Annotated in this window: 13 protein-coding genes; all 13 read left to right on the plus strand. The window is 56.2% G+C overall.

Annotated features, from left to right (window positions below):
- Window positions 1-191: 191 nt before the first annotated feature.
- The 13 genes from BMY49_RS15965 to BMY49_RS17315 all read left to right on the plus strand — a co-directional run bounded on the left by BMY49_RS15965 (window position 192) and on the right by BMY49_RS17315 (window position 10758).
- On the plus strand, window positions 192-746 hold the full coding sequence (locus BMY49_RS15965; RefSeq protein ID WP_167359385.1) for a polysaccharide pyruvyl transferase family protein: 555 nt from the start codon (window positions 192-194) through the stop codon (window positions 744-746).
- Window positions 739-963 carry a Stf0 family sulfotransferase gene (locus BMY49_RS18205; protein ID WP_089676027.1) on the plus strand — a complete coding sequence of 75 codons (225 nt, stop codon included), beginning with the start codon at window positions 739-741 and terminating at the stop codon, window positions 961-963. Before BMY49_RS15965 ends, BMY49_RS18205 begins: the two co-directional genes overlap by 8 nt.
- Before the next feature lie 74 nt (window positions 964-1037).
- Window positions 1038-1232, plus strand: coding sequence for a Stf0 family sulfotransferase (locus tag BMY49_RS18210; protein WP_089676028.1), 195 nt, complete (start codon window positions 1038-1040; stop codon window positions 1230-1232).
- Between the two features lie 40 nt (window positions 1233-1272).
- Window positions 1273-1482, plus strand: a complete 210-nt coding sequence (locus tag BMY49_RS17310; RefSeq protein WP_143058148.1) for a hypothetical protein — start codon at window positions 1273-1275, stop codon at window positions 1480-1482.
- Between the two features lie 131 nt (window positions 1483-1613).
- Entirely contained in the window at window positions 1614-3188 is a 1575-nt protein-coding gene (locus tag BMY49_RS15980) for a tetratricopeptide repeat protein (protein ID WP_167359386.1), read from the plus strand.
- Between the two features lie 45 nt (window positions 3189-3233).
- Complete coding sequence (locus BMY49_RS15985) at window positions 3234-4661, plus strand: mannose-1-phosphate guanylyltransferase/mannose-6-phosphate isomerase (protein WP_089676030.1); 1428 nt, start codon at window positions 3234-3236, stop codon at window positions 4659-4661.
- A gap of 2 nt (window positions 4662-4663) precedes the next feature.
- A complete protein-coding gene (locus BMY49_RS15990; protein WP_089676031.1) occupies window positions 4664-6118 on the plus strand; it encodes a phosphomannomutase in 1455 nt (484 codons plus the stop codon).
- Window positions 6119-6164: 46 nt separating this feature from the next.
- The gene (locus BMY49_RS17625; protein WP_208596217.1) at window positions 6165-6488 is read left to right on the plus strand and encodes a hypothetical protein; all 324 of its coding nucleotides are present in this window, start codon (window positions 6165-6167) and stop codon (window positions 6486-6488) included.
- An 81-nt stretch (window positions 6489-6569) separates the two neighbouring features.
- Window positions 6570-7046, plus strand: coding sequence for a hypothetical protein (locus BMY49_RS17630; RefSeq protein WP_208596218.1), 477 nt, complete (start codon window positions 6570-6572; stop codon window positions 7044-7046).
- 308 nt (window positions 7047-7354) lie between these two features.
- Complete coding sequence (locus BMY49_RS17940; protein ID WP_244154991.1) at window positions 7355-7825, plus strand: hypothetical protein; 471 nt, start codon at window positions 7355-7357, stop codon at window positions 7823-7825.
- 25 nt (window positions 7826-7850) lie between these two features.
- Window positions 7851-8051 carry a hypothetical protein gene (locus BMY49_RS17945; RefSeq protein WP_244154992.1) on the plus strand — a complete coding sequence of 67 codons (201 nt, stop codon included), beginning with the start codon at window positions 7851-7853 and terminating at the stop codon, window positions 8049-8051.
- Window positions 8044-9555 carry a glycosyltransferase family 2 protein gene (locus tag BMY49_RS16000; protein WP_244154993.1) on the plus strand — a complete coding sequence of 504 codons (1512 nt, stop codon included), beginning with the start codon at window positions 8044-8046 and terminating at the stop codon, window positions 9553-9555. The genes BMY49_RS17945 and BMY49_RS16000 overlap by 8 nt, the downstream gene beginning before the upstream one ends.
- 168 nt (window positions 9556-9723) lie before the next feature.
- Complete coding sequence (locus tag BMY49_RS17315; protein ID WP_143058149.1) at window positions 9724-10758, plus strand: glycosyltransferase family protein; 1035 nt, start codon at window positions 9724-9726, stop codon at window positions 10756-10758.
- Window positions 10759-11280 lie beyond the last annotated feature (522 nt).

Genomic DNA, 11280 nt, shown 5'->3' on the forward strand with positions numbered 1-11280 from the left:
TATGTCGTGCCTGGCGGGTGGAAAGGCATGACAAAACGGGCCGTCAGCACCGATCAGCACGGTGGGTTTTGGCAATAACGGGCTTGCGAAAGCCAACTTGCACGGGCGAATGATCAAAAAGTGCTCGCTGGCGGTGATAGGGAAAGTGTCGGCGCCGGCTTCACGGATTCAGGTTGCAGATAGACAATAGTGTGGATTTGAAGGTTTATGGCGCTCGTGGAGAGCTAACAAAAGCGATTCTCAATAATAATGGCTATGATGTGTTGGGTGTTGGAGACCTAGGCTTACTAGCTAGGGGTGTGTTGGGTGTAAGTGATGAGTTTGAAAAGGTGCACGAAGTCTCATTCATCCCACATCATTCAAAATTTGATTTATACAATGAAAAAATTTCTGAGGATGATGGTTTCAATTTAATAGATATGCGGACTTATGATTATGCATATGTTTTAAATGAGATTGCCAAGTCGAAATTAGTTATCAGCGAAAGCCTTCATGGGCTTATTTTTGCAGACTCTTTGAGAGTGCCCAATGTGTGGTTTAAAAGAAAAGACCTGCATGTTGGTGGTGCTTTCAAATTTAAGGATTATTTTTCTACCGTTGGAAGGAGTTCTCATAAAAACGTTGACAAGCTTTCCGATGTTGCAAGATGTAATATTTTCGATGACTGGTATTCTGTGGATCAGGGTGTAAAAGACACTCAGGAATGGCTTGATAGGTTTGTTGAAGAGAACGGCACGGATGAATAATTTTTATGCTAAGCAGTTTGGTGAGGATTTAAATTTTCCATCTTTTGATAATGTTGAAGATGTCAGGTGCTTAGTTATATGTTCAACCCCAAGGTGTGGGAGTCATATGCTAGGGCATTCCTTGTATGAAACTGGAAAGGCGGGGTTTCCACTTGAATATTTACAAAAAAACAACTTGAAGCGTTGGTCGGATGTCCTGGGTGAAAAAAACCTCTAAAAGTTATTGATAAGTTGAAAAAGATTAGAACGTCGCCTAATGGTGTTTTTTCTATCAAGATCCACTATTCTCAAATGTTGTGGTTCCGTAACTTGGGTGGCGATATTTTAGACGCTTTTCCTAGGCCATGTTTTTTGCTTATCAAACGAAAAGATGTTTTATCTCAAGCTGTATCGCACTCATTGGCAGTTCAGAGCGGTGTTTGGCTGGGCTCAGAGATACCGCCAAATAAAGTGGAGTATAGTTATTTTGATATAGAAAAAAATTAAAAGCCATTCTTAAGCATAATGCAGCTTGGGAATTTTTTTCTTGACTAGAGGGTTTTCATTTAAAGAGATTTATTATGAGGATTTGTTGAAAGATTTCCCCTCAACGCTAAAAGGTGTTTTTGATATCCTTGGTGAGCCTGTTTCCTTATCAGACATGCCCCTGCTGCCAGCAACTAAGCGCCAGTCATTAAATATTTCCAACGAATGGAAAGAGCGATTCATTGATGAGTATGACGGTTCTTTGTATTGAAATCTCATTTCTTATTTTGTGTTTTCAAATAATTCTGATGAACGGCTTGTGGAAAAATGTACAACTTGTTTGCCTTCCACCGCTCCCTCTCTTCCTCTCTCTCAAAGTGGCTGCACAGCGCCGGCCTGAATATGGGCCATTATCTGATGCCGCCGGCGGTGTCCAACCCCGAGGGGCATTACGAGGATATGCCGCTGGTCGATCTGCATGATCGGCTGCTGCGCCTGAACGGTGTGGACTGGCGTTTCCACGACGAGAGTGAGCTGGACCCGGCGCTGCGCCTGGACCTGCTGGAGCGCTACGTACAACGCCGCGGTGCCACGGCAGGCGGCCCCTGGGGGGCGAAGGACCCACGAGCCTGCCTGTTCCTGCCCGCCTGGCGCCAGGTGCTGGGGGAGCAGGGGCGTTACCTGGTGCTGCTGCGCCACTGGAGCGGCAGCGTGCAGTCGCTCTATCGCCGCCATGGCCAGGCGCTGGCGGTGGGTGAGGGCAGCGCTGAGCTGAATGCCAGCTTCTGGGCCCAGCCTGAGCAGGCGGCACGCATGTGGCTGGCCTATCATCGCCGCCTGCTGCCGCTGCTGGAGGAGAGTCGTGAGCAGTGCCTGGTGGTTACCCAGCAGGCGCTGCTGTCAGGCCTGCCGGTCATCGAGACGATCAATCAGCGCTTCGGACTAGCACTGGATGCTGAAACGCCTTCGACGATCCGCCACTCGCTGAGCCACGATCGCATCGAGGAAGGCATTCGCCAGCGGCTGCCCGCTGCTCTGGTCGAGGAGCTGGAGACCATGTGGCAGCGGCTGCTGGCGAATGCCGACCATCATGGGGACAACGAAGCACCCCACTGGGTGAAGGCGCATGACGCAGCACCAGAGGCCACTCAGGCATTGCTTGAGCTGGCCGAGGCACAGCCCGCCGCCCCCGGAGAACCTGCCACGCCGGCCCAGCCGACGGGCAGCCTGCAACAGCAGCTTCAAACGCTGGCGGAGAATGCCGCGCTGCCGCTGGATGTGGGCCACTGGCAACGGCGCATCGAGCAGGAGGCGCGTTTCGTGCCGGAGTGCTGGGAATATCTCGCCCGCGCGCGGCTCAACCGCGGCGACGCGCTGGGCGCCGAGCAGGCGCTCGTCAAGGTGCTGCTGTGCGGCAAGTCGCAACCCTATCTGTTCCTGCTGCTGGGCACCTGCCGCGAGGCCGAGCTGGATGATGAAGGTGCCGAACACTTCTACCGCCAGTCCATTGCCCGTAACGATGCCAATGCCATCTTTCACGTGCGCCTGGCCAACCTGTGGCTGGCCCAGGGCCGCCATGGGCAGGCCGAGCGCCATCTTCGCCAGGCACTCGAACGCCACCCGGGCAAGCCGCCACTGGTTCATGCCCTGGCCAACTGCCTGGATCAACAGGAGCGCACCCAGGCGGCCATCGCCCTGCTGCAACAGGCCACCGACGAGGCGGCCGAACCGCCGCCGCTGCTGGCCCGGCAGCTGGATAGCCTGCGCTTGAAGCTGGCCCCCGAAGGCATCGACGATCGGCGCCATGAACACGACCGCGCCGCCGCTTCCTCTCCCGATGTTCAGCAGGCCGCCATTGCGGCTCTGGCCAGCGTGACGGACTCGGCCGCCCGCCATGACCTGGCACGGCGTATCGCCGCCACTTGGCAACGGCTCGGAGTGGCAGTATCATCCGCTTCATTATCTATACCCGACTAAGCCCTACCGAACGGATCTCATCGCGTCAACACGCAAGGACCCACCATGCATATCGTGATCATCGCCGGCGGTGCCGGCTCACGCCTGTGGCCCGTTTCCCGCGAGGCACACCCCAAACCCTTCATCCGCATGGAAGACGGGCTGTCGCTGCTGCAGAAGACCTACCGGCGTGGTCAGGCCGCCGGCAGCGTGGAGAGCGTGACCACCGTGACCAACCGCGAGTTGTTCTTCCGCACCGAGGATGATTACCGCGAGCTGGCCCCCAGCGAGCCGTTGCACTATCTGCTGGAGCCCTTCGGGCGAAATACCGCCCCCGCCGTGGCGGCGGCTGCCCTTGAGCTGCAGCGTCGCTATGGCGACGACGCCTTGATGCTGGTGCTGCCCGCCGATCACCTGGTGCAGGACGAGGCCGCTTTCGCCCAGGCGGTAGCGCATGCCGCCGAGGCTGCCGCGGAAGGGCAGCTGGTCACCTTCGGCATTCAGCCCAGTCATGCGGAAACCGGCTTCGGTTACATCGAGCTGGCCGATACGGCGAGCAGTGGCCAGGCCCAGCGGGTGGTGCGCTTCGTCGAGAAGCCCAGCCGTGAGCTGGCCGAGGAGTACCTGGCCGGTGGCCGCCATCTCTGGAACAGCGGCATGTTCTGCTTCCGCGCCGGTAGTGTGCTGGAGGAGCTGGCCTGTCACGCCCCGGGGCTGCTGCAGGCCGTGACCGAGACCCTGGCCGCCGCTCGGCGCAGCGAAGGGGAAGGGCACACGGTGGCACACCTGTGTGCGGAGCGCTTCGGCGCCGTGGAGGAGGACTCCATTGACTATGCGCTGATGGAGAAATCCCGCCGCGTGGCGGTGGTGCCCTGCGAGCTGGGCTGGAGCGATATCGGCTCCTGGCAGGCCATGGCTGAGCTGGTGGCGCCGGATGCCAACGGCAACCGGCTGATCGGCGAGGTGGAGCTGGAGGATGCCCATAACTGCTATATCCACAGCCGCAACCGGCTGACCGCCGCCGTGGGGGTGGAAGACCTGGTGATCGTGGATACCCCGGATGCGCTGCTGGTGGCCCACAAGGATCGCAGCCAGGAGGTCAAGAAGATCGTCCAGTGCCTCAAGCGCAACGGGAGCGAGTTGCACGAGCACCATGTCACCGTGCACCGTCCCTGGGGCACCTACACGGTGCTGGAGGAGGGGGAAGGCTTCAAGATGAAGCGTATCGAGGTCAAGCCGAAAGCGTCTCTCTCGCTGCAGATGCACCATCACCGCAGCGAGCACTGGATCGTGGTGCGCGGCACCGCCAAGGTGGTCAATGGCGAGCAGGAGATCCTGCTGCGCACCAATGAGTCGACCTACATCCCCGCCGGCCACCAGCACCGCCTGGAAAACCCCGGGATCATCCCGCTGGTGATGATCGAGGTGCAGAGCGGGGAGTACCTGGGCGAGGACGATATCGTGCGCTTCGAAGACAGCTACGGGCGCTGCTGACCATGACGACTCCCAAGATCAGCGAGGTTCTGGCGCAGAGTGGCGTCGCATTCGGTACCAGCGGGGCACGCGGGCTGGTTGAGCAGTTCACTGATGACGTCTGCGCGGCCTTTACGGCCGCTTTCTTGTGCGTCATGGGTGAACAGGGCGAGATCAGCCAGGTGGCCATCGGGCTGGATCGCCGCCCCAGCAGCCCCACCATGGCCGCGGCCTGTAGCGCCGCAGCTCGTGCCTTGGGTGTTGAAGTGGTGGACTATGGTGTACTGCCGACACCTGCACTGGCCCTGCAGGCTATGACCGATGGTGTGCCCGCCATCATGATTACCGGTAGCCACATCCCCTTCGATCGCAACGGTATCAAGTTCTATCGACCTGAGGGGGAAATCACGAAAGCGGATGAACAGGCCATCATGGGTGTTGCCGCCGAGCTCCCCAGGTTGAGCGTTATCGAGCGTGAGCCCGAGAGCCATGCCGCCGCTGGCAGTTACGTGGCGCGTTACCTGGAATGGTTTCCTGGCCAGCCGCTTGCCGGCCAGCGTATCGGGCTCTACCAGCACTCCGCGGCGGGTCGCGATCTCAACCGGCAGGTGCTGGAGTCATTGGGTGCCGAGGTCGTGGTGTTGGGGCGCAGCGAGCAGTTTGTGCCGGTAGACACGGAAGCCGTCAGTGACGAGGACCGTGCCAGGGGCAGAGACTGGGCAAGGCGGCATCATCTGGATGCGCTGCTGACCACCGACGGTGACGGCGACCGCCCGCTGGTGGCGGATGAGCAAGGGCACTGGCTGCGTGGCGATATCGTGGGCCTGCTCTGTGCGCGTGAGCTGGGGATTCAGGCGCTTGCGGTTCCGGTGAGCTGTAACACGGCCATTGAGGCGTGTGGGGCCTTTGAACGGGTCGTTCGTACCCGGGTCGGCTCGCCCTATGTGCTGGCGGCCATGGAACAGTTGACTACAGAGCATGAACGCGTGGCGGGCTTTGAGGCCAACGGTGGCTTTCTGCTCGGAAGCTCGGTTCAGCAAGAGGCGAAGAGCCTGGCGGCACTGCCAACGCGGGATGCCCTGTTGCCGGCCCTCACCCTGATGGTGGCTGGCGCCCGAGCGAGCAAGCCGCTATCGGCTCTGGTGGCGGGGTTGCCGGAGCGCTATACCGCCAGCGACCGACTCAAGAACTTCCCAACCGAGCAGAGCCAGGTGCTGCTGGCCCGCTGGCAATCGGACCTTCCCGTCATGCAGCAGGCGCTGGGCCTGGAGCATGCCATCGTCAAGGCGGATACCACTGACGGCCTACGCGTTACCCTGACCAATGGGGATATCGTTCATTTGCGGCCCTCGGGGAATGCGCCGGAGCTGCGTTGTTATGTGGAGTCGGTGAGTAACGAGCGCGCCGAAGAGCTGGTGGCAAACACGCTGCGCAGCTTGCAGGGCACGATGACGGCGAGTGAGGTTCATGAATCGTGACCAGTGCCGAAACAATGATCGATTTCTTACGGAGCTGATGTCCGGCATGGCGGAACAAGAACCTGATATTTTGCCCCCTGAGCTGGCGGCGCTTGAGGCCTCTCTGTCATCAAAGAATAAGGAGATGTCGAACAAGCTTACCCGTGATCTGATCACCGTTCAGAACCGTCTCTACGCCCAGCTGGAAAGCCTCTCTTGGCTGCAGCGCCGGTTGACGATCAAGGGCCAGCTGCCCCCGCTGCGGGGCTGGGCGACCTCGCCTGACGTGCTGCTGCGCCTGCATGCGCACATCATGGCCACCCGTCCTCAGGTCATCGTCGAATTCGGCAGCGGTGCCTCCACGCTGGTGATTGCCGATGCCCTGCGCTAGAACGGTTCGGGTCAACTAATTTCCATCGAGCATAGCGACCACTACGGGGCGCAGACGCTTGGTACGCTGCAAGCGGAATCCTTGGAGGACTGGGTCGATCTGCGCATCGGTGACCTGGAAGCCTGGGAAGGTGAGCACCTGAACCCCGAGGATGCCGATAAGCCGTCGCGCTGGTATCCGGTCTCGCTGCTGGAAGGTGTCGAGAACGTTGATTTGCTGTGGGTGGATGGCCCGCCCGGAGCCACTTGCCTGTTTAGCCGTTATCCCGCGTTGCCTGTACTGGCCGAAAAGCTCTCACCGAATCCCGAGGTGTGGATGGATGACACCATCCGCCAGGAAGAGAAGGATATCTGTGAGCGCTGGGCCAAGGATCATGGTTTTGAGCTGGAGTACTTCCCCCTTGAGAAAGGCCTTGGGCGGCTGACTCGGCCTGATGCATCTGTCGTTACCCCGACGCCGATGCCAGGAACGGCGGCTGCTGTTCGTGATGACGATACCCACCCCGAGCGAGCCTTGGGCCTGGATTTTTCCCTGCCGGAAGAGCAGGACAAGAGCTGAGCCTCATGGCAGCCTGCTGCTCAGTGTCTCTCAGAGCCGTTGAGATGCCTTGTCTGAAGAAGAGCTTGAAATGGTAGCGAAGCGCCAAATTTGCCCGCCTGCCGAGGATGTTTTGCTCGCTGAGCTCAACTTAACGCCGTGGTTAATCTAAGGCCATTTTTTCCACCCATTGTGCCGCATGCCCGCTGGGCTGTTACCATGCGCGCTTCCTATCCGTTGGATTAGACGCTTTTTGAATGAACGTTACTCGCTCGCCAAATAATACACGCTGGTATCTACATCACCGATCCCCGCAACGCTTTAATCCTTTGCAACAGCTCTCTTTTTCCGAGCAGGAAGGCAAATGGCGTGCTGAAGGTACAGAACCCCTGTTTTTGCTAGAAGGGCAGCTCCCTCTACCTGGCTGGAATATGCTGGAAGTGGCCAGCGAGCAGGATGTCACCGGCGTGGTTGCATCGCTAACGCTTGAATCGGTCCATCGTTCAGTGACTGTCGATCTGCCTTTGCGAGTGGGTAAAGTGACCAAGCGTTTGGTCTATGTGCCCTTTGGGGTGAAGCGGCTGACCTACTCACCGATGAGCGTCGAGGGGACGTTTAGCCTTCAGCATTTCCGCTTTGTTTGGCTAACCCCTACTTTTGCTCATAATCGTCTGCTCCAACGGCTTGCCAACATGCATGAGCATTATCGGGATTTACCGCTGCCCGAGGTCATGCAAAGCCTCAAGCAGCAAGCAGCAAGCAGCCAAGCAAGGCCGGAAGTGGCAGCAGATTGCGCTTGAAGATTATGAAACCACGCTGATCAGTATGTCGATTAAGCGCCATTATCAAAAATGGATACGCTTGATTGAGCGCCGTCGTGCGCCCAGCGAACACGATGTGGCTAAACAGCGCCATCTTCAGCGTTTCGAGTGCAGCGTGCTGCTGCTGAGCAGTACCCTTGAAACGCTGCCCTTGGCGCAGTTCAAAGCTCAGTCAGCTGGGCGAGAGTTTGGCGAGTGTGGCTGAACAGTCGTTGGCGGCGCATCAAGTCGTGCTTTTAATATCCCCCAATCGGCGCGAAGCCCTGCAGCATTGGCTGGAAGAGTGGCAGCGGGAACTGGCTGGCTTGGTGGTAGTAGAGAGCGAGGCAGCGACCCTAGCCAGCCAACGCGTCGAGGCGCTCACTTACTGCGAACATGCCTGGGTATGGTATTTGCGGCCAGGAGATCGCTTGGCCACGGCGGCTATTTACTATGCGGCCAAAATTGCTGAAGGTAACCCCCAGGCGAAGCTGCTTATCGCCGATGAAGATGCATTAGATGAGCATGGCATACGCCACTCGCCGCGCTTTAAGCCCGGTTGGAACCCAGACTTACTGCTCTCTATGCCCTATACAGGGCGTGCGGTGTGCTATCAGCATGCCATTATTCCTCGTTTATCCGCTCAACAGTGTGGCGAACACAGCGACCATGCCGATTGGTTAGATTATGCGCAGGTGCTTAGCGTTGTTCGTCGTGCTGATTTTAGCCCTGAATGGGTGGCACATGTGCCGCATGTGGTCTATCACGGCCACCCAGAAACGGTCTCGCTTTCTTATGTGCCGCTGGTGCAGCAACACCTCAATAACGTGCACAGCCAAGCGCAGGTAAGTGAAGGGCTGTTGCCGGGCACTCAGCGAGTGCGCTGGCCGATGCCATCGCCTGAGCCGTTAGTCAGCCTGCTGGTGCCCACTCGAGATGGCGTGAATATTTTAAAGCCCTGCGTAGATGCTATTTTGGATCGCACGGACTACAACCACTTTGAATTGCTGATTCTGGATAACCAGAGCACCTGCCCGGAAACCCTCGCTTATTTGGATGACGTTGCCGCGCGGGATTCACGCGTGAAGGTGCTGTTGTGGGATGCGCCCTTCAACTACTCCACGATCAATAACTTTGGTGCCGCCAATGCCAAAGGTAGCATTATCGGGTTGATCAACAATGATGTGGAACCCACCGAAGGTACGTGGCTAACGGAAATGGTGGAGCAGGTGTCTCGCCCCGAGGTGGGCTGTGTGGGGGCGAAGCTCTATTACCCCAACGACACCGTGCAGCATGGTGGAGTCATCTTGGGGCTAGGAGGCGTGGCTGGTCATTCACACAAGCATTTTCATAGAGACCACCCAGGTTATTTTTATCGACTGAAGTTAGTACAAAACTTGTCAGCTGTAACAGCAGCATGCTTGTTATTAAGAAAGTCCGTGTTTGAGCAGGTCGGTGGCCTTAACGAAGAGAACTTGCCCATCGCCTTCAATGACGTGGACCTGTGCCTGAAGGTGCGCAAGGCGGGCTATCGCAACCTCTGGACGCCCTACGCTGAGCTCTATCACCATGAGTCTGTCTCTCGTGGTGCCGACGACAACCCCGCCAAGCGTGCACGCGCTAACTCTGAGGTTGCGTATATGCGGCGTACTTGGAGCAAAGCATTAGATGATGACCCGGCTTACAACCCCAACCTTACATTAGATTATGAAGATTTTTCGCTGCGTTAGGTGGTGAGTAGTGAGGAGCGCTGACTTCTGTGAGTGATGGGGCGCGGCCGATGGAGGGCATCTACTTCTTCGCGTCGGTCGCGCCCCTTCTGTATTCTGGGTTGAGTGGGCATGCTCTGCCTGATGTAGCCTGGTTGGCAATAACGATGAGGCCCCGGTGGGTTGCCTATGAAGTTAATTTTTATTTCTTTTGTGAAAAGTGCTCCTCGGTATCGGCAAGACCCTTCTTTTATATATCGTTGTGAAAATTTGGCATTGGGGCTAGAGAGTATAGGGCATTTTTCGATGCTTTATCATTGCTCAGAAGTGACGCCAAGCATTTTGCTAAAAAGTGACTGTGTTGTTCTGCATCGCCCGCGTAATGGGTGGAGGTTCCGTTGGATATTGAATTTTTGTAGAGCCTTCAAGAAGAAAGTAGTATGTGATTTTGATGACTTGGTCATGGATCCATACTTTGCTGAGTTCTCTCCAGCCTTTCTTAATGGAGTGCGCAAGATTTCAGACGTGCGGCTTGATTTTGAAAAGCATGAAAAAGCTATAAGTGAATTTGATTTTATTACAGTTTCTACTGAAGAGCTAAGAGTTAGAGTCTTAAAAAGGTGGCCCTCATCCTGCGTTTTTGTTTTGCCCAATTCTGTCTATCATGGCTGGTATAGTGAAAAGGAAGAGTATGATTTAAAAAAAACTCCGCCTAGAGTGATAGGGTATATGTCGGGTACTCGAAGTCATGATCGTGACTTCATGGAGTGTCGTCATCATTTAAAAGCTTTGCTGGATGAAGACGAAGGGTTGAGTTTGCACATATACGGAGAGGTGGGGGACGGGGTATCCACTTTGGGGCCTCAGGTGAAAGTTTTTCCAAAGGTTCCTTTCTATAACTATAAAAGTTGCTATGAAGATATCGCGGTTGCAATAGCCCCTTTGGAAAATACTCCTTTTAATCAGTGCAAATCTAGTCTGAAAGCAATTGAGGCTGGCTTCTTTGGGTTGCCAACTGTTGCTAGCCACAATGGTGACTTTGAACGATTGAGTAATTCGGGTGTTTGGTTGGTAAATGATTCAAATGATTGGAAAAATCAGCTGACTGGCGCCCTGGATGCTTCGCAGTCCTTTGAGTATCGTTCTTGGGTTAAGAGTAGAAGTATTGCTTCATCAAATGTAGTTGAGCGTGCTCGGGAATTTTCTTACTTTCTGAAAAAATGATTAAAAATACTGACAAAATGATTAAAAATACTGGCAAGATTGAGAAGGCGTTGAGCGAAGCGAGACTCAGGCGTAAAGAGGGTTGTTACGATGATGAGACCCTCCAGCTTTTTGAGGTTGCACGAAGTAGAAAGCAGTCGTCTGCAGCTGCCGTGTTGGATTGGGCTAAGTTCTCCCTGGAGTATAAACCTGAATCCGTGAAGCCGGCGCCGACACTTTCCCTATCACCGCCAGCGAGCACTTTTTGATCATTCGCCCGTGCAAGTTGGCTTTCGCAAGCCCGTTATTGCCAAAACCCACCGTGCTGATCGGTGCTGACGGCCCGTTTTGTCATGCCTTTCCACCCGCCAGGCACGACATATCTGGCGATCGCGTGTCGCTTGGAACTGCTTGTGGATAGAGTGTCGCCGATTGACGGTCAGCATGGCGTTCCTCGTGGATAACGCAGTCGGCTCCGCAGCGTCTTGAGCACCGTCATGCGCCCGATATCCTGCCCGAAGTCGAGGATGATCTGCCGTGCCT

Origin of the sequence: Vreelandella aquamarina (genome assembly GCF_900110265.1) — a bacterium.
Taxonomy (GTDB): Bacteria; Pseudomonadota; Gammaproteobacteria; order Pseudomonadales; family Halomonadaceae; genus Vreelandella; species Vreelandella aquamarina.

Coding starts and splice junctions, on each gene's coding strand:
- BMY49_RS15990 (WP_089676031.1), top strand. CDS start 4,664: ATGACGACTCCCAAGATCAGCGAGGTTCTGGCGCAGAGTGGCGTCGCA.
- BMY49_RS17625 (WP_208596217.1), top strand. CDS start 6,165: ATGGCGGAACAAGAACCTGATATTTTGCCCCCTGAGCTGGCGGCGCTT.
- BMY49_RS15985 (WP_089676030.1), top strand. CDS start 3,234: ATGCATATCGTGATCATCGCCGGCGGTGCCGGCTCACGCCTGTGGCCC.
- BMY49_RS18210 (WP_089676028.1), top strand. CDS start 1,038: ATGTTGTGGTTCCGTAACTTGGGTGGCGATATTTTAGACGCTTTTCCT.
- BMY49_RS17945 (WP_244154992.1), top strand. CDS start 7,851: ATGTCGATTAAGCGCCATTATCAAAAATGGATACGCTTGATTGAGCGC.
- BMY49_RS17315 (WP_143058149.1), top strand. CDS start 9,724: ATGAAGTTAATTTTTATTTCTTTTGTGAAAAGTGCTCCTCGGTATCGG.
- BMY49_RS18205 (WP_089676027.1), top strand. CDS start 739: ATGAATAATTTTTATGCTAAGCAGTTTGGTGAGGATTTAAATTTTCCA.
- BMY49_RS15980 (WP_167359386.1), top strand. CDS start 1,614: ATGGGCCATTATCTGATGCCGCCGGCGGTGTCCAACCCCGAGGGGCAT.